At 70.3% G+C, this 22183-nt stretch carries 21 protein-coding genes and 2 pseudogenes; 14 read left to right on the top strand and 9 right to left on the bottom strand.

Annotated features, from left to right (window positions below; genetic code table 11):
- The first annotated feature begins 77 nt into the window (after window positions 1-77).
- Together ACFY12_RS06285 and ACFY12_RS06280 are read left to right on the top strand one after the other, a co-directional pair.
- Entirely contained in the window at window positions 78-1097 is a 1020-nt protein-coding gene (locus ACFY12_RS06285; RefSeq protein ID WP_390714579.1) for an Lrp/AsnC family transcriptional regulator, read from the top strand.
- A 224-nt stretch (window positions 1098-1321) separates the two neighbouring features.
- Window positions 1322-2209, top strand: coding sequence for a DUF2268 domain-containing protein (locus tag ACFY12_RS06280; protein WP_390714578.1), 888 nt, complete (start codon window positions 1322-1324; stop codon window positions 2207-2209).
- A gap of 70 nt (window positions 2210-2279) precedes the next feature.
- Here ACFY12_RS06280 and ACFY12_RS06275 read toward each other — a convergent pair whose 3' ends face one another.
- Complete coding sequence (locus ACFY12_RS06275) at window positions 2280-2471, bottom strand: DUF1059 domain-containing protein (protein ID WP_390714577.1); 192 nt, start codon at window positions 2469-2471, stop codon at window positions 2280-2282.
- 139 nt (window positions 2472-2610) lie between these two features.
- Here ACFY12_RS06275 and ACFY12_RS06270 point away from each other — a divergent pair, with 139 nt between their 5' ends.
- Window positions 2611-2745: a hypothetical protein gene (locus ACFY12_RS06270; protein ID WP_390714576.1), complete on the top strand. Its 135-nt coding sequence runs from the start codon at window positions 2611-2613 to the stop codon at window positions 2743-2745.
- Window positions 2746-2965: 220 nt separating this feature from the next.
- Window positions 2966-3748, top strand: a complete 783-nt coding sequence (locus ACFY12_RS06265; RefSeq protein WP_390714575.1) for a response regulator transcription factor — start codon at window positions 2966-2968, stop codon at window positions 3746-3748.
- 108 nt (window positions 3749-3856) lie between these two features.
- On the opposite strand, the gene ACFY12_RS06260 is transcribed toward ACFY12_RS06265, so the two are convergent.
- Complete coding sequence (locus ACFY12_RS06260; protein WP_390714574.1) at window positions 3857-4309, bottom strand: GNAT family N-acetyltransferase; 453 nt, start codon at window positions 4307-4309, stop codon at window positions 3857-3859.
- A 120-nt stretch (window positions 4310-4429) separates the two neighbouring features.
- Window positions 4430-5944, bottom strand: coding sequence for a PLP-dependent aminotransferase family protein (locus tag ACFY12_RS06255; RefSeq protein ID WP_390714573.1), 1515 nt, complete (start codon window positions 5942-5944; stop codon window positions 4430-4432).
- On the opposite strand from ACFY12_RS06255, the gene ACFY12_RS06250 reads away from it, so the two are divergent.
- Together ACFY12_RS06250 and ACFY12_RS06245 are read left to right on the top strand one after the other, a co-directional pair.
- Entirely contained in the window at window positions 5943-6995 is a 1053-nt protein-coding gene (locus ACFY12_RS06250; RefSeq protein WP_390714572.1) for a DMT family transporter, read from the top strand. The genes ACFY12_RS06255 and ACFY12_RS06250 overlap by 2 nt on opposite strands.
- Window positions 6996-7287: 292 nt before the next feature.
- Window positions 7288-7497: a DUF1918 domain-containing protein gene (locus ACFY12_RS06245; protein WP_390714571.1), complete on the top strand. Its 210-nt coding sequence runs from the start codon at window positions 7288-7290 to the stop codon at window positions 7495-7497.
- A gap of 140 nt (window positions 7498-7637) precedes the next feature.
- On the opposite strand, the gene ACFY12_RS06240 is transcribed toward ACFY12_RS06245, so the two are convergent.
- A complete protein-coding gene (locus ACFY12_RS06240; RefSeq protein ID WP_390714570.1) occupies window positions 7638-8882 on the bottom strand; it encodes a glycoside hydrolase family 10 protein in 1245 nt (414 codons plus the stop codon).
- Between the two features lie 172 nt (window positions 8883-9054).
- On the opposite strand from ACFY12_RS06240, the gene ACFY12_RS06235 reads away from it, so the two are divergent.
- Window positions 9055-9912, top strand: a complete 858-nt coding sequence (locus ACFY12_RS06235; RefSeq protein ID WP_390715061.1) for a 3-hydroxybutyryl-CoA dehydrogenase — start codon at window positions 9055-9057, stop codon at window positions 9910-9912.
- Window positions 9913-11040: 1128 nt separating this feature from the next.
- The gene (locus tag ACFY12_RS06230) at window positions 11041-11631 is read left to right on the top strand and encodes a DUF4870 domain-containing protein (protein WP_390714569.1); all 591 of its coding nucleotides are present in this window, start codon (window positions 11041-11043) and stop codon (window positions 11629-11631) included.
- 178 nt (window positions 11632-11809) lie between these two features.
- Here the strand turns inward: ACFY12_RS06230 and ACFY12_RS06225 are convergent, their stop codons facing one another.
- Complete coding sequence (locus ACFY12_RS06225; protein ID WP_390715060.1) at window positions 11810-11965, bottom strand: hypothetical protein; 156 nt, start codon at window positions 11963-11965, stop codon at window positions 11810-11812.
- A gap of 549 nt (window positions 11966-12514) precedes the next feature.
- Here ACFY12_RS06225 and ACFY12_RS06220 point away from each other — a divergent pair.
- Window positions 12515-12751, top strand: a complete 237-nt coding sequence (locus ACFY12_RS06220; protein ID WP_390714568.1) for a hypothetical protein — start codon at window positions 12515-12517, stop codon at window positions 12749-12751.
- On the opposite strand, the pseudogene ACFY12_RS06215 reads toward ACFY12_RS06220, so the two are convergent.
- Window positions 12693-12821 (bottom strand): annotated as a pseudogene (locus ACFY12_RS06215) (histone-like nucleoid-structuring protein Lsr2); the annotation flags it as partial. The gene ACFY12_RS06220 and the pseudogene ACFY12_RS06215 sit on opposite strands and share 59 nt — an antisense overlap.
- Before the next feature lie 526 nt (window positions 12822-13347).
- Here ACFY12_RS06215 and ACFY12_RS06210 point away from each other — a divergent pair.
- The 3 genes and pseudogenes from ACFY12_RS06210 (at window position 13348) to ACFY12_RS06200 (ending at window position 16221) form a co-directional block, all read left to right on the top strand.
- The gene (locus tag ACFY12_RS06210; protein WP_390714567.1) at window positions 13348-13821 is read left to right on the top strand and encodes a hypothetical protein; all 474 of its coding nucleotides are present in this window, start codon (window positions 13348-13350) and stop codon (window positions 13819-13821) included.
- A 3-nt stretch (window positions 13822-13824) separates the two neighbouring features.
- Window positions 13825-14430, top strand: a pseudogene (locus ACFY12_RS06205) (caspase domain-containing protein); the annotation flags it as partial.
- A gap of 597 nt (window positions 14431-15027) precedes the next feature.
- Entirely contained in the window at window positions 15028-16221 is a 1194-nt protein-coding gene (locus ACFY12_RS06200) for a branched-chain amino acid ABC transporter substrate-binding protein (protein WP_390715059.1), read from the top strand.
- Window positions 16222-16269: 48 nt separating this feature from the next.
- Here the strand turns inward: ACFY12_RS06200 and ACFY12_RS06195 are convergent, their stop codons facing one another.
- Window positions 16270-17055, bottom strand: a complete 786-nt coding sequence (locus ACFY12_RS06195) for a dienelactone hydrolase family protein (protein ID WP_390715058.1) — start codon at window positions 17053-17055, stop codon at window positions 16270-16272.
- Between the two features lie 118 nt (window positions 17056-17173).
- On the opposite strand from ACFY12_RS06195, the gene ACFY12_RS06190 reads away from it, so the two are divergent.
- Window positions 17174-17710 carry a MarR family winged helix-turn-helix transcriptional regulator gene (locus ACFY12_RS06190; protein WP_390714566.1) on the top strand — a complete coding sequence of 179 codons (537 nt, stop codon included), beginning with the start codon at window positions 17174-17176 and terminating at the stop codon, window positions 17708-17710.
- Between the two features lie 44 nt (window positions 17711-17754).
- Here ACFY12_RS06190 and ACFY12_RS06185 read toward each other — a convergent pair whose 3' ends face one another.
- Together ACFY12_RS06185 and ACFY12_RS06180 are read right to left on the bottom strand one after the other, a co-directional pair.
- Window positions 17755-18987: an LCP family protein gene (locus tag ACFY12_RS06185; RefSeq protein WP_390714565.1), complete on the bottom strand. Its 1233-nt coding sequence runs from the start codon at window positions 18985-18987 to the stop codon at window positions 17755-17757.
- Between the two features lie 110 nt (window positions 18988-19097).
- Window positions 19098-21218 (bottom strand): bifunctional polysaccharide deacetylase/glycosyltransferase family 2 protein, encoded by a 2121-nt coding sequence (locus ACFY12_RS06180; protein ID WP_390714564.1) that lies wholly within the window; start codon window positions 21216-21218, stop codon window positions 19098-19100.
- 479 nt (window positions 21219-21697) lie between these two features.
- Between ACFY12_RS06180 and ACFY12_RS06175 the strand changes: the two genes are divergently transcribed.
- Window positions 21698-22138, top strand: coding sequence for a hypothetical protein (locus ACFY12_RS06175; RefSeq protein WP_390714563.1), 441 nt, complete (start codon window positions 21698-21700; stop codon window positions 22136-22138).
- Window positions 22139-22183 lie beyond the last annotated feature (45 nt).

Raw genomic sequence — 22183 nt, 5'->3', positions numbered from 1 at the left:
GGCGCGATCCCGCTTCCACTTCTGCCGACAGAGTGAGCAGATTTTCCACGTTGTCGCCTTGAGTGCATGATTCTCACATGCTGGACGACATCGATCGCGGTCTCATCCACGCCCTGCACATCGATGGCCGGGCACCGTTCAGCGCGATCGCCGACGTCCTCGGCGTCTCGACGCAGACGGTCTCCCGCCGCTACCGACGGTTGTGCGCCGAGGCGTCGCTGCGGGTGGTGGGCCTGGCCGACCCCGTCCGGGCCGGGCGCACGCAGTGGCTGCTGCGGCTCACCGCCGGCCCGCACTCCGCCCAGGACCTCGCGGCCGCGCTCGCCCGCCGCGCCGACACCTCCTGGGTCATGCTGGCCTCGGGCGGCACCGAGATCGTCGCCGTCGTCCACACGTCCACCGCCGCCGCACAGGCCGGACATGCACTACTGCTGCACGACATCCCGCGCACGGCCGGCATCACCGCCGTCTCCGCGCACTGCGTGCTGCACACCTACCTTGGCGGACCCACCACCTGGCCCGGCCGCGAACAGACCCTCGACGCCGCGCAGCGCCGCCGCCTCCAGCCCTCCACCGCGCCCGCCCGTCCCGCGCGGCACGCCCTCACCCCGGCCGACGGCGACCTGCTCGCCGCCCTCCAGCGCGACGGCCGGGCCAGCCTCACCGACCTCGCCGCGGCCACCGGCTGGTCGGCCACCACCGTCGCGCGCCGGCTGGCCGAACTGCGAGCCGGCGGCGAACTCTTCTTCGACGTCGAGCTCGACAACACCCTGCTGGGCATCACCACACAGGCCATGCTGTGGATGGCCGTCTCCCCCGCCCACCTCGACCACGTAGCCCGCACCCTGGCCGGGCACCACGAGCTCGCCTACGTGGCTGCCGTCACCGGCCCCAGCAACCTGACCGCCCAGGCTCTGTGCCCCGACCCGACAGCGCTGCACCGCTATCTCATCGAGAAGGTGGGCACCTTGGAAGCGATCCGCAGCCTGGAGACCGCGCCCGTCCTGCGCATGGTCAAGGCAATCGGCCCGCTCCCGTCCACAGCCCGGACCGGCGCGACCCGCCGCGCCAGGACCCGCACCCCGCCGGCCGGGTAGGCCGCGAGCCGCTCAGCCCGGCGGCTCAGGCACTCATCCGCCGAACCAGGGCCTGTGTCGGAAGTTCCGCCTGCCCCGCGGCGTCCGACACAGGCCCTAGAGCGCTCAGTCACACCCGCGGAGAGACCGGCCGGTCATGGGCGTCACAGGCAGCCGCCCGACCGGCCCGGGGCGCCGGCCGTGACTTGCCCCTCACGCGGCGGGAGGTCCTACGGTCCCGTGTCATGAAGATCGTTGTTCATGACACGGCAACCGCAATGCTCGACCTGCTGGCACGGCCGCTGGAGGAGCGGCCCGGCGCCCTGCGGGACATGCTCAGCCCGCTCCAGGGGGCGATGTCCGTGATGGGGGAGGTGGATCTGGTCCAGATGCACCAGCAGGGCAGCGGCTTCCGGCTCGACCGTGAGGACCCGCGGTACGCGCCCGCCCTGCGCCGGATGCAGCACGCGAAGGTGTGGGAACGGGTCGAGGGTGCGCTCACCACCGCGTGGGAGCGCCTGCGCACCGCGGCGCCCGGCATCGGGCACGCCGGGACCGTGCACGTCGTCCTGGTGCTCGGCGACCCCGACGACGACCACCTGACGGTCCGCAGCGGCGGCTATTTCGGGATAGGCGGGATCCCGGGTGCGATCCAGCTGCTGATGTGGCCCACCGACACGAGCCTGAAGAACATCGGCCACGCCGCCGCGCACGAGCTCCATCACAATGTGCGCTATGCGAATGTGCGCTGGAACCCGGCGACCGTCACGGTGGGGGAACATGTCGTCGCCGAGGGACTGGCCGAGGCGTTCGTACGGGAGCTGGCCGGCGAGCAGGCCATGGGTCCGTGGGCGACAGCGCTGACCGGTGCCGAACTGGACGGCGCGTACGCGAAGATCACTGCCGCCATCGACGTGGCCGGGATGGCGAATCTGCCCGCGTACGTCTTCGGCGACGCCACCGCACGGCTCATGGGGCACCAGCCCGTGGGGCTGCCGGACTTCGCCGGATACGCGGTCGGCCTGCGGATCGTGGACGCGCACCTCAGGGCCTCGGGGCTGACCGCCGCCGAGAGCACCGCCCTCCCGGCGCGCGAGATCCTCGCCAGCGCGGGCGTACCGACCAGCGCGTGACCGGCGGGTCCCGTTCGCGGTGGGGCCGCCGGCACCGGGAAGGGGCGGTGCCGGCCGGCCGTGCCATGGCTCAGGCGTGCTGCGGAATCTCGTCCTTCAGCGACGCCCTGATCTGTTCCCGCAGCTCCGGACCGTCCGTGTGCCCGTGGACGGAGACCGCGTGCTCGCTGGCGGCGCGGATCACTTCCTCCTCCTCGCCGGAGATGACGAGACTGCACTTCGTCTCGCTCGGGTAGTCCCGGCAGTCGATCTTCTTGCGCATGGTGCACCTCCTCCCTCCCGGCAGGTGCGCCCCGCGCTCCCAGTATCGGCCCGCGCTCCCGGCCCGCCGCATACGGCGAATCCCGTATGGCGTGCGGGCCGGCCGTGCTGCTGAAGTGGGAGATGAGGAGGTGAGTGCCGTGACGGCAGCGGCCGGCGTCGCGCGCGGGGGTGCGGTGGACGAGAACCGGGCGGCCGGTGCCGGGCAGCCGCTCACCTCCGCGCGGCTCGCCGCCGGGAGCCCGGTCGGCCGCGTCCCTGCCGTCGGGCGCTGACCGCGCCTGACGCGCCCGGCCGGCCTTCCCCCGACCGGCCGGGTGTCGCTCTCCCCGGGGCCGAAGGCGGCAAGCGGGGCGGTGGCGTACTGGGGCCGGGTGGCGTACGGGAGCCGGGTGGCGTGTGCGGGGCGAGGTGGGCCGTACGGGGCCGAGTGGGGCGTGCAGGGCGAGGTGGGCCGTCCCTTGACTGACCCCTGCCCCCTCGTAGGCTGGGGACATGAGCACGGCCGCGGTTGCCGGTCTGCGACGCGTTCTCGCGGTCGTGGACCTCCTGATCGAAGCCGTCGACGAGGAGACCCTCGTTCCGGCCCTGCTCCCGCTGCTGCTCTCCGCGGTCCCCGGGGACAGCATCATCTGGGCGCCACGCTCCGGCTCCACCGACCCTCCGCGCACCGTCCCCGCCGGTCTGCTGACCGCGGACGTACGGGAGGCGTTCGCGCGGGAGGCGGCGAGCGACTCGTTGGTGGTCCACACCACCGTCGGCCCCGGCACCGCGATGCGCCGCTCGACGCTGCAGACCCGCAGCGAATTCCACGCCCTCGCCGCCTACACCGACGTCTACCGGCCGTTCGGCGCCGAGCAGCAGCTGGCGATGTCGTTCCCGGCCGGCTACGCCCAGGGCGTACCGCGCAAGGTGTGTGTGGCGATCAACCGGAGCGGAATCGGCAGCGACTTCTCCGAGGACGACGTGGCGAACGCCGACCTGCTGCGCATCCGGCTCGGCCACGCACTCGACCGGCTCTCCCCGGCACCACCGGACGCCACCGGGATCACCCGCCGGGAATCCGCCGTACTCGCCCTGCTCGCCCGTGGCCTGACGAACCAGCAGATCGCCCGCCGCCTCGACATCAGCCCGCGCACCGTCGACAAGCACCTGGAGCACGCCTACACGAAACTGCGGGTGGGCGGCCGGGTGGCGGCGGCGAACGCCTGGCTGACGCGGAGGCCGACGGCGACAGTGGCCGGGGAGGAGACCGAGACCGTACGAGGCCGGCCGTGAGAGCAGCATCGGCAGCAGCCGTGGGAGCCGCAAACGCCGTAACAGACCCAGGAGCCGTTCAGGAGCCGTAACAGCCCAGGAGCCGTTCAGGAGCCGTCCAGGACTCGATCAGAACGCGATCGGGCCGGGGTCGACCAGTCCGAGCGTCATCCACTCCTCGGGCGCCGCCATCCTGCGGAAGCCGATCTTCTCGTACACACCGTGCGCGTCCTTCGTGGCGAGCGTCAGCCGGCTCAGCCCGCAGGGCGTCAGGTGCTCGGCGATCGCCGCCACCAGGGCCGTGCCCAGCCCCTTGCCGCGGTCGTCGCGGCAGACGTAGACATCGCAGAGCCAGGCGAAGGTGGCGTGGTCGGTGACGACCCGGGCGTAGGCCACCTGGCGGCCGGAACCGGACGCGTACAGGCCGAAGTTGAGCGAGCTCGCGACGGCGCGGTCATGCAGATCCCGGGGGCGGCCCAGGGCCCAGTAGGCGTCGGTGGACAGCCAGTGGTGGACGCGGTCGGCGTCGAGGCGCGCCGGGTCGGTGGATATCTCGTAGCCGTCGGGGGCGTGATCGGTCATGCCGGGAGGTTCGCAGAGGAACGGGGGCGGCGTCGAACGGAGGCGGAGTCGAACGCGGGCGGCGTCGAATGAGAGCGGCGTCGGACGGGCCGGAGGGATCGGCGACCGGCCTGGGTCCGGTCACCGGTCCCCCACCGGAACGCCCACCTCCGCGCACGCCGCGCGCAGCCTGCGGATCCCTTCCGCCAGCTCGCCGACGCCGGCCACCGCCGCGAAACCCAGCCGCAGATGTGCGGCCGGCGGCTCGGCGGCGAAATAGGGGCGGCCGGCCGCCACCGCGACACCGGCCCGCAGTGCCGCGCCGGTCAGCGCCGCCTCGTCGGTGCCGTCCGGAAGCCGCAGCCAGAGGTGGAAGCCGCCCGGCGGGACGTACGGTCCGCCGCCCCTCCCCGGGTCGCCGCCGTACGCCGCCCCGGGCCCCAGCCCCCGTGCCACGAGCCCGGGCAGCTGGGTCCGCAGGGCGGTGATCAGGGCGTTCCGGCGGATGCTCAACTCACCGGCGATCAGCCGCAGATGGCGTGGCCAGGCGGGTGAGCCGACGAGCTCCAGGGCGGCCTCCTGCAGCGGTCCCGGCACGAAGAAGTTGTCGACGACCTGGATGGCGCGCAGCCGGTCGAGGACCGGGCCGCGGGCGGCCAGGGCGCCCACCCGCAGATTGGGCGAGGTGGCCTTGGTGAGGGAGCGGATGTGGACGACCGTGCCGTGCCGGTCGTCCGCCATCAGGGTCGGCGGGAGGGCGGGAGCGTCGTCGTGGCCGAGCAGCCGCGCGAAGTCGTCCTCGATCACGAACGCCCCGGCCGCCCGGGCCACCCGGAGCACCTCGCGGCGCCGCTCGCGTGCGAGCACCGCGCCGGTCGGGTTCTGGAACAGCGGCTGGCTGACGAAGAGCCGCGCGCCGCTGGCGCGGAAGGCGTCGGCGAGCAGATCCGTACGGACCCCGTCCGCGTCCATCGGTACGGGTACCGGCCGCACCCCGGAGGCGCGGGCGACGGCGAGCATGCCCGGGTAGGTCGGGGACTCGACGAGCACCGGGGCGCCGGGGGCGGCGAGCGCGCGCAGCGCGGCGGTCAGCGCGTTCTGGCCGCCCGCGGTGACCAGGACGTCGCTCGCGGCGAGCGGACCGCCGGGGCCGCCGATCTCGCGCGCGAACCAGGCCCGCAGCTCCGGTACGCCCTCGACCGGCGGCCGCCCCCAGGCGCCCGGCCGGCGCCCGGCGCGGGCCAGGGCGGCGGAGAGGGCGCGGGCGGGCTGCAGATCCGGGTGGAGGTAGCCGCCGTTGAGTTCGATGACGCCGGGGGCCGGGGTGGCGAGGGTGGCCAGCACCCCCGTGGCGTCGACGCTGCGCGGCACCTGGTCGGCGGCCGGTTCGGCGCTCAGCGCGATCTCCTGCCACGAGGTGTCGACCGGCCGGGGCGCCTCGTGCGACGGCTCGGCCCGGAAGGCGCCGGCGCCGGGCCGGGTGACGACGAGGCCCTCGGCGGCCAGCTCGGCGAGCGCCCGGGAGACCGTCACCGGGCTGACCCGATGCCGCTCCACAAGTGCGCGACTGGAGGGCAGCTTCTGTCCAGCGGAGTAGCGGTTCAGCTCCCCGCGCAGGAATGCGGCCAGTTCGGCGACACTGCTACGCTCTTGCATGAGAGACCACGATAGCGCTACTGCACCAGCCGCGATAGCGGTGCACACCCCGGAGCCCCGGCCGGCCCCTGGCGCCCCCGCGGCCGGCAGCGCCTGCTCCCCCTCCCCCACCGGTGCCGCCTCCGGTGCGCCCACGGCTCCCTCCGCCCATGGCACCCGCGGCATCGTCGCCGCCTGTGGCACCCGCGGCACCGTCGCCACCCGCGGCGCCCTGCTCGCCGCCCTGGGCGTCGCGGCCTTCTCGCTCACCTTCCCCGCGACCGCCTGGGCGCTGGAGGGCATGGGCCCGTGGACAGTCGTGGTGCTCCGCAGTGTGCTGGCCACCGCACTGGCCGGCGGCGCACTCGTGTGGTGCCGGGTGCCCGTCCCGGAGCGGCGCCACTGGGCGGGGATCGCGGTGGTGGCCGGCGGTGTGGTCCTCGGCTTCCCGCTGCTCACCACGGTCGCCCTGCAGACCTCCACCACCTCGCACGCAGCCGTCGTGGTCGGTCTGCTGCCGCTGGCCACCGCCGCCTGCTCCGTCGTACGGACCGGGGTGCGGCCCTCCCGTACGTTCTGGATCGCGGCGGTGGCCGGCGCCGCCGTCGTCATCGGCTTTGCGGTACAGCAGAGCGGCGGGGCGCCGAGCCGCGGCGATCTGTACCTGTTCGCGGCGCTGCTGGTGTGCGCGGCCGGGTACGCGGAGGGTGGCCGGCTGGCCCGCCATATGCCGGGGTGGCAGGTGATGGGCTGGGCATTGGTGCTCACGCTCCCGGTGACGGCGGCGGGCACGGCGGTCGCCCTGACCACCGAGCCGCTCCACCTGACGGCGCACGCGGTCGGCGGGCTGCTGTGGCTGGCGGTCGGCTCGACGTTCCTCGGCATGGTCGTGTGGTACCGCGGTATGGCCACGATCGGCGTCGCCAAGGCGAGCCAGCTGCAGCTCGCCCAGCCGCTGCTGACCCTGGTGTGGTCCGTGGTACTCCTCGGCGAGCACCTCCCGCCGGCCGCCCCGGTGGCGGCCGTGGCGGTCCTGGCCTGCATCGCGGTCACCCAGCGGACGCGGGGGTGAACCTGCCGGCGGGGAAACGTCCCCACGGGGAAACGTCCCGGCGGGGAAACGTCCTGGCGGGGAGCGGACGGAGCCTGCCCAGATGCGTGAGCGGCCCCCGGACGTAAACTTGCCGCGAGGGCGGGTACCGCACCGCCGAACCGCCGTCCGGTACCGCCGCCCGAGCCGCTCAGGCTCGTCAACCGTCAGAACCGTTGGAACGTTGGAACCGTTGGCCGTTCAACCGCCCGGCCGTCGCGTCGTCGGCCGTACGGGTCGGTCGCACGGCCGCCCGAAGCGGGGAGGACCCCTGATGCACGCGTCCAAGGGCGACCGGCTGGTGGTGCACGGCAGGATCGTCGGGCAGCACGACCACGAGGTCGAAATCATCGAGGTGATGGGGACGAACGGCGATCCTCCCTACCGCGTCCGCGGCGCGGACGGACATGAGACGATCATGTCGCCCGGCCCCGACTCGGTCGTCAAGCACGCGAAGACCTCCGACGTCGAGCCCGGCCGGTAAAAGCCGGTAGCCGGTAGCCGGTAGAAGACAGCCACCACAGTGATCACTCACGGGTCACGCACGACGGCCGCAAAGATCACTCACGACGGCCGCAAGGTCACGCACGCGGCCGCAATGTTCACACACGGCCGCCGCAATGCTCACGCACGGCGGCCGTAATGATCATGCACGACCCGCGCCATGGCACCCGACCGGTCGCCGGCCACCTCCTTCGCCGAGAAGTACACATGGCCGCCGACCTGCGGATAGCGGCGGGCAAAGGTGAGGTGACGGGAGAGTTCGCCCGGGTCGTGCCAGGCGGCCGGCTCGGACGCGCCCTGCTTGTAGAGGGCCTCGCCGATGTAGAGGTCGACGCCGGTGCCCTCGACCGTCCGTGACCACCAGGGCACCAGCTCGGCGTAGTCCGCCGCCTTGGTGCCGAGGGGCCAGTACACCTGCGGCACGATGTAGTCGAGCCAGCCCTCACGCACCCAGCGGCGGGTGTCGGCGTACAGATCGTCGTAGGTCTGCACCCCGGCCTGGGTGCGGGACCCCCGCGGGTCGGTGCTCCGATTGCGCCAGACCGCGAACGGGCTGACGCCGAACCGCACCCGCCGCCCCGCCGACCGCTCGCCCCGGCCGCTCCGCCCCATCCGGCCGAGCCGCCGCGCCATCTCGTACACCAGCCGGTCGGTGTTCTCCCGCCGCCAGGCGTCCCGGTTCCCGAAGCGGCCGCCGTGCGCGGCGTACGCGTCATCGTCGTCGAAGTGCTTGCCGGCGATCGGGTACGGATAGAAGTAGTCGTCGAAGTGCACCCCGTCGACGGGGTACCGCTTGACCGCGTCCAGCATCGCGTCCTGGACGAACCGGCGGACCTCCGGCAGCCCGGGGTTGTAGAAGAGCTTGCCGCCGTACGGGACGACCCACTCGGGGTGCCGGCGCGCCGGATGGTTCGGGGCCAGCCGCTCGGGGTCGGCGTGGTGGGCGACCCGGTACGGGTTGAACCAGGCGTGCAGCTCCAGACCGCGCCGGTGTGCCTCGCGGACCGCGAAGCCCAGCGGGTCCCAGCCCGGGTCACGGCCCTGCTGCCCGGTCAGGACGTGCGTCCAGGGCTCGTACGGGGAGGGCCACAGGGCGTCCGCGGTGGGGCGCACCTGGAAGAAGACCGTGTTCAGCCGGCACCGGACGAAGGTGTCGAAGTGGGCGCGGAGTTCCCTCTGTTGCCCGGCGGGTGTGAGGTTGGTGCGGGAGGGCCAGTCCAGGTTGCCGACGGTCGCCAGCCACACCCCCCGCATCTCGCGCCGCGCCACGCCGCCGCCCATGGGCGTCACGGCACCGGCGGTGAGCAGCGAGGAGCCCGCGCCGAGCGCGGCCACCGCAAAGCCTCTCCGCGTGATCCGTCTCATCGAAAGTCCCCATCTTTTCCGATTTGTCCCGTCGTGAGAGATCAGAATGCCTGCCCCTGTGCCCGTAACCCAGCACGGCGCGGAGTAACGTCGGGGCCGAGGCGGACGTCGGACCCTTACGGCGTACCGCCGGGCCCCGAAGATCAGCGAAAGGCACGAGGTGACCAACTCAATTGCCGACATTGCACGTGTCGGAGTGGTCGGTTGCGGCCAGATGGGCGCAGGTATCGCCGAGGTGTGCGCCCGCGCCGGGCTGGACGTGATGGTCGCCGAGACCACCGGCGAGGCTCTGGAGCTGGGACGCACCCGCTTGACCAACTCCCTCGGCAAGGCCGCCGAACGCGGCAAGATCACCATCGCGGAACGCGATGCGACACTCGACCGGCTCAGCTTCACCACCGACCTCGGGGAGTTCGCCGACCGCGACCTCGTCATCGAGGCCGTCGTGGAGAACGAGCAGGTCAAGACCGAGATCTTCCAGGTGCTGGACCAGGTGGTGACCCGCCCGGACGCCATCCTGGCCTCCAACACCTCCTCCATCCCCCTGGTGAAACTCGCGGTCGCCACCTCCCGCCCCGACCAGGTCATCGGCATCCACTTCTTCAACCCGGCCCCGGTGCAGAAGCTGGTGGAGCTGATCCCCGCGCTCACCACCGGCGAGGAGACGATCAAGCGCTCCGAGGTGCTCGTCCAGGACGTCCTGGGCAAGCACGCCATCCGCGCCCAGGACCGCTCGGGCTTCGTCGTCAACGCCCTCCTCATCCCGTACCTGCTCTCCGCGATCCGCATGTTCGAATCGGGCATCGCCAGCCGCGAGGACATCGACAACGGCATGGAACTGGGCTGCGCCCACCCCATGGGCCCCCTCAAGCTTTCCGACCTGATCGGCCTGGACACCGTCGCCTCGGTCGCCGCCTCCATGTACGAGGAGTACAAGGAGCCCCTCTACGCCGCTCCCCCGCTCCTGGCCCGCATGGTCGACGCAGGCCGCCTGGGCCGCAAGTCGGGCTCGGGCTTCTACTCGTACTGACGAGTGCGGCAACGCCGCCAACCAGCCCTGCTCAAAGGCGAATTCACCCGGATCAGCGCCCACAGTGACGCTGATCCGGGTGACTCTCACCACCATCGCCGACACCCTCATCCCCGCAGTCTCGACCTGCCGGCACGGTCTGCGCAGGGACACGGCTTGGCGAGCATCCTCGGCTGGTAGAAAACCGGCCTTGACCTGGTGCTTCGCGCCTTTCAGGGCTGTCGGGGCCTTTCCTGCTTACTCAGCGAAAAGTCCCTGGAAAGTCCCTGGGACAGAGCTGAAAGTCCCTGAAAAATCCCTGAGCAGTCCCTGGTTCGGAGCGGCCTGACCTGCGTTGTCGAGCCCTGGATCGGTGGCGAGCGACGGGCTGCGGGAGCGCCCCCTTCCGCAGAGCGTGGACGATCCTTGTGAACGCCTCGCCGTAACTGCTTGTCGGCGATGCCATCCTCCCCGCAGTTGATGACGTCCGAGGTTCCGATCTGCCACACGACAGTAGGCTGGCGTCGGCCGGGAATGACCTGATCCGGGCCGGTCACTGCGGTGAGCGGTAGACAGGCCCCAGATATCTACCGCCAGTGTCTGGTATCCCGGCGCTCCGATCACCTCTGGTTGCGGGGTTCTGCGCTCGGTGGACCAGGGCCTTACCGGGCACGATCTCTCCGGCAACCTGCCCAGCCTCGATGTGCGCTCCGTGTTCGTCAACCCGCGGAGTCCTGCCTGTCCGCCGGCCTTCATGGACACAGCGTCCACCGTTTGCGCCTGTCAAAGCCCTGAAGCCCTGGACTTCAGGAAGTGCCGCCCATCGTGAGCATGTCTGAAAGTTCGCGTAATTCTGTGATGCGTCAGGCCGGCCAGGGTCTGATCCGAGCCTTGACCGGCTAGGACGGACGCTGGTGGACGACGAGGAGATCCCGGCCGTCGGGCCGGTCGTGGACAACTGGTGGATGTCGTTGAGCGACCGATGGAACGTGCCTGGCTCGGCGGCGCAGGGCAGCGTGGGCTTGGCGCACCTTGTTGCAGCCTCCAGCTCCGCTACCCATCGGGGATGTCCGACTCATCCCGTATAGTCACTCTGAGCGACAAATTCGCACACCCGTACTGCAACGAGAATTATGGGGGGATCGACGCATGGTCGAGTTCCACAAGCCCGACGAGCCGCAGCCGCAGCCTCCCCACGGCGCGACACCCGGGTATGGCGCAGGTCCTGGCCCGTACGGACCAGGGCCGGGGTGGGAGCCGGGCAAGCAGGCGGGCTACCCGTACCCGATGCAGTCGCCGTCTACCGCGGCCATGTGGACCCATCTTTCCGCGCTGCTCACCGTCACCGTCGGCGCGGGTTTCTGCTGCGGCCTCGGCGGGATCCTCGGCTGGATCGCACCGATGACCATCCGCAACAATCCCCGCAACCTGCATGACCCGCTCGTCCGCCATCACGGCGCCCAGGCGATGAACTTCGGCATCACGCAGGGCATCGTGGTGGTCTTGGGTTTCATCATGTACCTCAGTGGTGTCATGACCCTCTCCCTCTCCACGGTGGGCCAGCACTCCGAGCCGGTTGTTCCGCTCACCCTCCCGATCGTGCTGCTGAGCGTGCTCGCCCTGCTGGGAGTGTTCGTCTTGACCGGCATCGTTTTCGCCATCATCGGCACCGTCAAGGCCAGCCGCGGGCAGATGTGGTCCTACCCGAAGTTCGTCGCCTGGCCGATAGTCAAGGCGTAAGCGAGGCCACAACGGACGGCGGTCGCCGCCTTGTCGAGCTGGTCTCGTTTATGCACGCACCAGTCAGCATCAATGCCAAGTGAGTCACGTACGAAGCGGGGAAAAATGTGCAGGTGTACGTGGAAGACTTCCTGGTCCTGGAAGGCCGCTTCGCCATTCGCAAGCAAAAAGGTTGACGTCATCGCACCACACTCCTGATTGGCGCAGTGCCCGTCCGAGCTGGTACGCCACCTTCCAGATCTGGACGCCGACGTCCTCTGGAAGATCCTCCAGCCCCACTGCGTGCTTGGGGAATGACCAGCACGTGGCCTGGGGTAACGGGCTGGAGATCCATGAAGGCAATCACCGACTCATCTGTCGGTGACCGTCGGATCTCCCCACCTGCGGCCACCTGATAGGGGGCAACTGGCCACGTATCCATCCCACAGTCAGTGACGACAGCTGGTCTCGCGCCTACCGCACGCCTACTGTCCAAAACCGCGCCCTTGCTCTTGCTGGGGCGGGGCAGGTCAGCTCGAATGTCGGCTGGGGCTGACGGCATCCTCACGGAAGCCGCCACACCGTTGTACGCCCTCAGGAATCACGTCTGGTCCTGATCGCAGCGGGGCTGCCCCCCCCGGAGCCAGCCGCACCGAGAGGCAAGAAGGCCCGTTGTTGTACCCCCTCAGGCTGGTCGGCGACAAAGTGGTGGTACGTGACTTCACCATCGATGACGTCGACGACATGCTGCGCGTATTCGGCGACGATCGTGTCACCAGGTGACTGTCGTTCGACAGACGGCATCGTGACGAGGTCCAGGCCAGGATCGACGGCGCGATCCGGAACGCACAGTCGTCTCCGCGGACCGAGTTCTATCTGGCGGTGACCAAGCTGGACGACGACCGTGCACGGCGCGCTCGGCAAGCTGGGATTTGCCACGGACGAAATACGCCGCAATCACGTGCTCATCAACGGTTCGTGGCGGGACTGCAACCTGAACTCCGTGAGCGCGGAAGCGTGGAGCCGACGTCGTGAGCGGATCATTGCGCGGCGTGAGGCGGACGGGGCCACCGGCGGGTGGATCAGCGAGCCTTCTGGTGCGCCGCGCGAACGTCAGCCGAGACACGACCGCAGTCATTGACCTGGTGGCCATGTTCCTTCGCCCATGCCCTGATCGCCGCGGTGTCGTCACCACCGGCAGTAGCCTTCCGGGGTTCAAGAGGAGCTAGAGGGCGTCTGAGAAGTTCCGTTCAGGGAAGGTGACTTGGTAGTCGCTTCTCTGTCGAGGGCCCGAGATGACCGGTATGCGGCGAGCTGCGTATCCGACGGATCCGTCCGATGCCGAGTGGGAGGTCCTCTCGCCTCTCGTGCCACCACCGAAGCCGGTTGGCCGGCCGCCCAAGCACGCACGGCGCGAGATTATTGATGCGCCGTCGTACTGGCTTTGGGCCGGCTGTGCCTGACGGCTGCTTCCACACGACTTCCCCCGTTCCAGACCGATTACCACTACTGGCGGGCGTGGCGGATTAGGCGTACCTGCGAGTGCGGCGGTGGCGTCAACTGGGGTTGTTCCGGGGGGAGTTCATCCTGGAACAACCCCGGTGGCAGGGCTGCCGGCGGGTGACGGGTGATCGGTCTGGCTGAGTGCCCCGGCCTGGCCGTCACGTCGCCCCGGACCGAAATCCTCGGGCAGCAGAAGCGTTGCGCGGGCAGGGCCTACGATGAGCAGCACTACGGATGGATGTCGCCGGAGGGGGCTCGGGGCAGATGGAGGTACGGCTGACGTTCGGAAGCGGTGCCGGCGATGCGGACGAGGGCGCTGAGGGCCTTGTGGGCGGCGATGGCAGCGAGGGCGGCGAGGGTGCCGATTGTGCGGCGTCCTTGTACCGGTGGCTGGTCGCGGATCCGGAGTTGAGCGGCCGGGCCGAGGTTTCCGCCGGGACCGCACCCACACGTCAGGGGGACATGGGCGGGGCGCTGGAGGTGGTCAACGTCGTGTTCGGCGACGTCATCGCCCTGGGCAATCTGCTGGTCGCTGTGGCGACCTGGCGCGGATCGCGCCCGCGCCCGCCCCACGTGCGGATCGAACGCGACGGCGTGTCGATCACCGTGCAGGACGGCTCGCCCGAGACGGTGGAGCGGATTCTCAGGGCCTGGGGCATCGGCAGTTCCGGTGACATCCCGGGGCCGGACCGCGACGACGCGGAGTAGCCGGTGGCCGTACTGGCAGACCCGAACCGTTCGGAAGCACTGCTGGTAGGGGTGCACTCCTACACAACCCTGGCCAGTCTCCCCGCGGTTGCGCGCAACCTGGACGGCCTGAGGAAGGTCCTGAACGACCCCGCGGTGTGGGGGCTGCCCTCCGACCGTTGCACGGTGCTCTCCCAGCCGCGGACTGCCCAGGAGGTCCTGGACACCGTCCAGGAGATCGCCCACCGGACCCAGGACACCCTGCTCGTCTATTACGCCGGCCACGGCCTGACCGATCCGCACACCGACGAGCTCTACCTGGCGTTACCGGATTCGGATCGCGAACGCGAGTACACCGCGCTGCGGTACGAGTACCTGCGCCGGGCGGTACTGGATCCGCGGGCCGGCGCCCGGCGCACCGTGGTGGTCCTGGACTGCTGTTACAGCGGGCGCGCGCTGGTCGGCCGGATGGGCGCGGGCAATTACCTCGCCGACCACGCGATGGTCGAGGGCACCTGTCTGCTCACCGCGTCTGCCGAGACCCGTATGGCGCTCTCGCCACCGGGAGAGAAGTACACCGCGTTCACGGGCGAGTTGATCACCGCGCTGGACGAAGGCATCCCGGACGGGCCGGATCCGATCGACATGGACTCCCTCTACCGGCATCTGCACCGCACCTTGGCGGCCCGGTCCCGGCCGCTGCCCCAACAGCGCAACCGCAACACGGGTGGGCTCATCGCCCTCGCCCGCAATCGCGCCTCCGCCCCCACGCCCCTCGGCCCCTCGTTCCTCGACCCCACGCCCCTCGACCTCACGCCCCTCGACCCCACGCCGTCGTCGGAAGCGGAGCCTGTCTCAGGACCAGGGCCAGGGACAGGGCCAGGGACAGGGCCAGGGCCAGAATCAGGGCCAGAGCCGGAGCCGGGATCAGAGCCGGGATCAGAGCCGAAGCCGGAGCCGGAACATGAGTCGGGGCCGGTGGCGGAGTTGGAGTCGGCAGCGGAGCCGGTGGCGGAGTCGGTGGCGGAGTCGGTGCCTGGTCGGATCGGTCCTGGGCCCGGGGCCGATGCGGAATCCGACCTCCGCACAGATCCGGCCCGGCCAGAGGGCGAGGGGCGGCGGATCGAGCAGCCGCGGGTGAGCGCCGCCGTGCCCTGGGGAGGTCGGCGGCCGCTTCCTCGTCGTCTCGCCGACAACGGCGTGGCCTGGTCAGCAGCGGCACTGGGCGTGGCCGCCGCGGCCGCGCTGTGGATCGCGCACACGGTCGGCGAGGGGGACTCCCACACCCCAGGTGGCGGCGGAGGCTCGTCCGACCGCAAGGTCGTCACCCTTGGTGTGGACTCCCCACTGACCGGCGGCCTCTCCGCCATCGGCATCGGCATCAGAAACTCGGCCGACCTCGCCGTCAAGCAGGCGAACGAGCGCAAGGTCGTCGACGGTGTCACCTTCAAGATCGCGGCATTCGACGACCGTTCCCAGCCCTCTGACGGCCAGCGGAACGCGAACGCATTGGTCGCCGACAGCAGTGTCCTCGGTGTCGTCGGCCCGCTGAACTCCGGCATCGCCCAGTCGATGCAGAAGGTTCTCGACGACGCGAAGCTGGCCGCGGTCTCCCCCGGAGCCAACGACCCCGTCCTGACCCACGGCGACAACTGGCGCAGTGGTGAGAAATCCCGCCCGTTCGCGTCGTACTTCCGCACCGTCCCCACAGATATCGCTCAAGGCAGGCTTGCCGCGCGGCACCTCTACGACAAGGCCAAGAAGCGGAGCGTCTTCGTGATCGACGACAAGACGACCTACGGCGCCGGACTCGTCGGCACCTTCAAGGCCGAATTCGTCAAGCGTGGCGGCAAGGTTGTGGGCGCCGAACACGTCAACCCCTTCGACACGGACTTCTCCGCCGTCGCCGACAAAGTACGAACCTCTGGCGCCGATCTCGTCTACTACGGCGGCGATTACCGCGCGGCCGGCTCGCTCAGCTCCCAGCTGAAGCGGGCCGGGGTCGGCATCCCGTTCGCCGGCGGTGACGGCATCGACAGCGACACGTATATCAAGCAGGCCGGAGAGGGTGGCGAAGGCGCCTTCACCACCTCACTCCCCTCGGCGGAAGACCTCCCCTCTGCCGAGGAGTTCATCAAGAACTACAAGAAAGCCGGCTACAAAGGCGTCTCCACCCCATACGGCAGCTACTCCTACGACGCGGCCTGGGCGATTATCAAGGCGGTCAAGAAGGTCGTCGACGCCCATCACGGCACGCTGCCGAAGGATGCCCGCGCCGAGGTCGTCGACGCCCTTCAGCGCACTTCATTCGACGGTGCGACAGGGAAGGTCGCCTTCGACGCATACGGAGACGCGGTCAACCAGCGGCTCGCCTTGTACACGGTCAAGAACGGCAAGTGGGTACACGTCGACGACACCTGAGCAGAACTGAGCGGACCTAAGCAGAACTGAGCGGACCTGAGCGGGGCCTCAGTTGTCGGCCAGGGTGCGGTCGAGGAGGGGGAGCAGGCGGTCCCAGTGGTGCTGTAGTGCGGAGGGGTTGAAGGCGTCGGTGTCGGACATGGTGAAGCCGTGGACGGTGCCGGGGTAGATCTCGGAGGTGTAGCCGACGCCGGCGGTGTCCAGGGCCTGGTTGAGCTCACCGAGGTCCTCGGGAGTCAGGTCGGTTTCGGCGTGGCCGAGGTGGACCTGGGCGGTGAGCGTGGACAGGAGGCGGTCCCTGTCGGGCCCGTCGGCACCCACGGGGCCGTGGAATCCGGCGACGGCGGCCACCCTGCCGGGGTGGGCAGCGGCGGTGCGCATCGCCAGGAGGCCACCTATGCAGTAGCCGGTCACCGCGACCGGTCCGGCGCCGACCTCGGGCTGGGTGGTGAGGAAGCTGAGGTAGGCGTCGGCGTCGCGCAGGATCCGTTCGGTGGTGTGGGCCTCGATCAAGGGCATCAGCTGGGCGATGACCGCGGGCCGGGCCTCTTCTCCGATGTACTCGGGAAGTTCGATCACCGGCGCCGGGCCGTGCCGGTAGAAGAAATTGGGGACGAGTACGTAGTACCCGTGCCCGGCCAGTTCGCGGGCCATCTCCCGCAGCACGGGCCGGATGCCGAAGGCGTCCCCGTACATCAGCACCCCGGGGTGCCGCTCGCCGTGGTCGGGGAAGGCGGCGAAGGCGTCGGCCTGGCCGTCCGGGGTGGGAATCCGCAGTGTCTTTGTCTTGGTGGGAATGGTGGATTTCCTTCCTTGGAGTCCAACTCGGCCGATGTTCACCGATGTTCACCGTTGTTGCGCTGTCGTTTGTTGCGCTGTCGTTGCACCAACGATCTCGGCGCGAGTGAACGTATATCGTTAGTTGGACTAACGCAATGGGTAGGATGGGCGCGTGATCAGAGCCGAAGGTGCCGGTATGTCCGGCGACGGTGCGCCCCGGACGCCCGACAGGCTGCGTCGACGGGCGAGCCGGCTGTTGTCGCAGCTGACCGCGCGGTCGGACCGGCTGATCAACGAGGGGCTGGCCCGGGTCGACGCCCGCAAGTGGCACTACGCCGTGCTCGCCTCACTGCAGGAGTACGGGCCGGGGAGCCAGGCGGAGCTGAGCAGGCGTTCCGGCATCTACCGCAGCGACATGGTCGGCGTGCTCAACGAACTGGCCGAGCGCGACCTCGTCGAGCGGGCTCCGGATCCCGACGACCGGCGCCGCAACACCATCACGATCTCCGCCCGGGGCCGCCGTCGGCTGCACCGCCTCGACCAGGTCCTGGACGGCCTCCACGACGAACTGCTCGCGCCGCTGAGTCCGGCCGAACGCGACCAGTTGGTGTGCCTGCTCACCCGCCTCCTGGACCATCACACGGACCAGCACACCGACCATCGCACGGACCAACACACGCGGCGGGCACCCCACGCGCCGACGTCCTGACCACCCGTCATATCTGTCGGTCGTCAGCCCTCGACCGTCGGTCGTCAGCCGTCAGCCGTGACCGGGCGGTCCGCACGCAGTTCGGCGAAGAGGCGGCGCGACTCCTCCTTGTCCCAGACGACGACGCTGCCCTTGGAGGTGCCCACGCCGACGCCGGAGACCGGGACGTTGAGCTGCTTGCCACCGCCCGAGGACACCTTGTGCAGGGCGTCGAAGAGACGGGCCAACTGGCGCGGCCCGGTCGACTTGTCGACGATGAGGGCGTCCAGGCCCGCGCCCACCGTGCCGACCACGGCGGACGGGCTGAGCAGGACGTCCGGGGATCCGGCCTTGGCCGCCAGGGCCGCCAGGAACTTCTGCTGGTTGCGGGAGCGGCCGAGGTCCCCCGCCTTCTCCTGGTGGCGCTGGCGTACGAAAGCCAGCGCCTCGCGGCCGTCGAGGGTGTGACAGCCCCGGGTGAGGTCGAGGCCGGACTTCTCGTCGACGATGTGCCGGTCCACGCACATGCGGACGCCGCCGACCCCGTTCACGATGCCGACGAATCCGGCGAAGCCGATCTCGGTGTAGTGGTCGATGCGCAGACCGGTGCTCGACTCGACGGTGCGGACCAGGAGTTCGGGGCCGCCGAGGGAGAACGCCGCGTTGAGTTTGTTCTTGGCGGCCTTGTAGTGGATGCCGGTCTCGGGGTCGACGTAGGCGGGGAGGGTGACCCAGGAGTCGCGCGGGAGGCTGGTCAGAGTGGTGCCGTGGGCGCCGGTGTGCAGCACCATCATCGAGTCGGTACGGCGGCCCTCGGCGCCCAGGCCGGAGCCGGTGTGCAGGTCCTCCGCCTGCTCCGCGGTGAGGCCCGCGCGGCTGTCGGAGCCCACGATCAGGTAGTTGGTGCCCTTTCCGGCGGCGGGCCGGTCCGGCAGTGCGGACAGGTCGACCTCTCCGGCCAGGCGGGAGCCCGCCCAGGCGTAGGCGCCGACGCAGCCGAGCACGGCCAGCGCGACCAGGAAACCGACCGCGCGCAGGACGCGCCCGGTGCGCGTACGCCGCCGCCGTTTCGGCTTGCGCCGGCCGCGCGGGGGTCCGCCGCCGGCCGGTGGCCCATCCGGCAGCGGAGCATACGCCTCCCGCTGCGCGAGGGGCGACGCGTGCGCCTCCTGGTGCGCGAGGGGTGCATGGGCCTCCTGGTGAGCGAGATGTGCAGGGGCCTCCCTGTGAGTGTGAGGCGCGTACGCACCCTCGTGGCCGAAGGGGCCAGGCACGGAGCCGGGCACGGGACCGGGCATGGGGCCAGGCATGGGGCCAGGCACGGAGCCGGGCAAGGGACCAGGCACGTGTCCGGGCAAAGACCCGGGCGTCGAGGTCAGTTCGTCGGAGTACTCGGAGTACAGGGGGGTCACCTCGTCACGGTCAGGCTGCGGCGGTCGGCAGCCTCGCCGATGTGCTGGGCCGCCGCGGCGGCCGTACCGGAACGGTGCATGCGCTGCCACTTCAGCCGGCTGCCGGTCACGAAGGCGACCACCGACTGGATCACCACGAGGTACATCAACTGCCGGTAGACCAGCAGCTGGAAGGGCAGCGTCCACAGCGTGCGGCGGCGCTCGCCGTCGAGCCGCAGGGCGTACGCGGCCACGGCGATCTGCACCGCCAGGAAACCGAACCACGTCGCCACGGACTTCACCGGGCTGTCGGTGAACAGCGCGCTGTAGAGCATGAAGACGTCGATGACCGGCGCGAGCAGCGGCAGCAGCACCTGGAAGAGGAGGAGATACGACAGGCCGCGCCGCCCGAAGCGCCCGGCGGCTCCGACTTCCCTGACGGCCTTGCGGTGCTTCCACATCGCCTGCAGGGTGCCGTAGCACCAGCGGTAGCGCTGACGCCACAGCTGCCGCAGGGAGGTGGGGACCTCGGTCCAGGCGATGGCGGTCTCCTCGTACACCACCCGCCAGCCGGCCCGCCACAGCGCCATGGTGAGGTCGGTGTCCTCGGCGAGCGTGTCCTCGCTCAGGCCGCCCACCCCCATGAGCGCGTCCAGCCGGAAGGCGCCGATGGCGCCGGGTACGGTCGGCATGCACTCCAGGACCTCGAACATCCGGCGATCCAGGTTGAAGCCGAAGACGTACTCCAGGTGCTGCCAACGGCCCAGCAGGCGCTTGCGGTTGCCGACCTTGGTGTTGCCGCTCACCGCGCCGATCGCCGGGTGGGCGAGCGGCTGGACGAGCCGCTGGACGGCGTCGGGCTCGAAGACGGTGTCCGCGTCGACCATCACGACGTACGGGGAACGGACGTACGCCAGACCGTGGTTGAGGGCCGCGGCCTTGCCCGCGTTGGCCTGGCACACCACCTGCACCCGCGGGTCCCGCCGCGCGTAGTCGCTCGCGATCTCCACCGTGCGGTCCGACGAACCGTCGTCGATCACGATGATCTGGAGCTGCTGGTGGGTGGAGGCGAGCAGCGAGCGCAGCGTGTTGCCGATCCCGGCCTCTTCGTTGTACGCGGGCACGAGGACGGACACCGGTCCGCGTATCTCGCGCAGCCGGGGCGCACCCGGCCGGTGCCGCTCCAGGCGTCTGACGTGCATACGGGCGAACAGGACCAGGGTGAACAGGCGGAACAGGCCGAGCGCGGCGGCGACGGTCAGCACCCAGGTGAGGGCGGCGACGAAGCCCTGGCCCAGCCACTGGAACCAGATCAGCGCGGTGCCCGCCCAGTGCTCGGTCCCGGACGCCTCGGTCGTGACGGGCGCGTCGATGCCGGCGCCCTCCGAAATGGTGGTGAACCGGCGGGCGTCCGGGTCGGTGAGCAGTTGCCCGGTCTCGCGGTAGGCGAGGGAGGTGTGGCTGAACTGGCGTACCAGGCCGTCGGCGGGCGTCCGCCCGGGCGGGTCCGCGGCGACGAGGGTGTAGCCGTCGGCCGACGCGCCCTGCACGGCGGGCCATTCGGCGCCGCACAGGGTGGCGACCGTGGTGGTCATTGGCATCCGCAGCAGCGTGGTCCGGAAGCTGTCGGCACCGGCGAACGCGCTCTGGGTGAGCCCGAGTTCGAGGGCGGTGCGCACGCCGGAGGCGTTGCCCAGGTCGGCGCCGGTGTAGGTGTTGGAGCCGATCTCGTGCCCCTCGGCCCTGATCTGCTTGACCAGATCGGGGTACTGGACGGCCTTGGCGCCGCTGAGGAAGAAGGTGGCGTGCGCGCGGTGCTTCTTGAGCAGCGTGAGCAGCCGTGGGGTCCAGTACGGGTCGGGGCCGTCGTCGTAGGTGAGGGCGACGGTGCCGGCCGGCATCGAGGCGGAGCGCACCCGGTCGCCGTCCACGGCGAGGACGGGTCCCGCGCCGGACGCGGCCGGCGGCACCGGCTGCGTGCAGGGCAGTTTGGTCGTGGAGCCGTCGACCTCGTTCACGGTCCAGCCCTGGAAGAGCAGAGCGCCGAAGAGGGCGGGCAGGGTGAGCGCGAGCAACAGCCAGTGCGCCTTCGGGTCCCTTGCCTGCTTGTGCCGAGCCTGCTTGTGCCGAGCCGCCATCACCGGGGGTCTGCGTTGCTGTCCGGTCGACTCAAGGACCGCCACAGTGAACGTATTCGCCACTCACTATCCACTTTCCATTCACCCATGACAGGAGAGTGTATCCGGGCGTCCCTGCTGGTGGACGGCCAGTTTCCGGCCTTGGCGGAGCGCGCGGATCCGGAAAACGGGCAGCCGTGCTCATGGCTCAGGAGAACGGGCATAACGGCTTATCAGGGGAACCGCCTGAACAAACAGGTGCAGGGAGTGGCGCCCGCTGCCTCTCCTGCAATTCATGACATTTGTCATGGGCGAACAATGGGAGATCTCACTACCGAGCGCACGGCACCGCCGCGCACCATAAGTATCTGTAAGGGACGCGGCAAGTATGCGTAAGGGATGCGGCATGGGTACGACGGGAATTCCGGGAGACGGCCCGCAAGCCCAATGCCCCACGTGAGTTTCGTCCACGTTACCGGCAGGAAAACGAAAGGATCACCATGACAACCCGGGTCCTCGGGGCGGAACGCCTGAACGGCGAGAGTGTCCGGCAGGCGTTCCGCAGCACCAAGCGACTCGTCGGCTGCTACGTCGGCCTCAGCGTTCTCACGCTCATCGCGCTCGTCCTGTTACGCAACCACCCCGGCATCGCGACCGACACCGCCTGGGTCCGCTGCATCATCGTCGTCGCCACTTCCCTGCTCATGGCCTCCTTCGCGGCCCGGGCCTCCCGCGGTCACCGCAAGTCCTTCCTCCGGCTGCGGGTGTCCTCGGGAGTCATGGTCGCGGCCATCGCCGTCATCGTCGCACTGCCCGGCGCCTTCCCGGTGTGGCTGAGGATCGAACAGGCTGTATGCGGAATGGTCTTGCTGGGCGTCGTCACCAAGGCGAACGGCAAGGTGCTGCGATCGGTGTTCGCCGCACAGCAGCACCACACCTGACGGTGGCCGAAGATCATCCCTCCCCCGGGCCCGGGCCATGGGCGC

Origin of the sequence: Streptomyces sp. NPDC001339 (genome assembly GCF_042895955.1) — a bacterium.
GTDB lineage: Bacteria > Actinomycetota > Actinomycetes > Streptomycetales > Streptomycetaceae > Streptomyces.
This window is presented reverse-complemented; position numbering and strand designations above follow the sequence as displayed.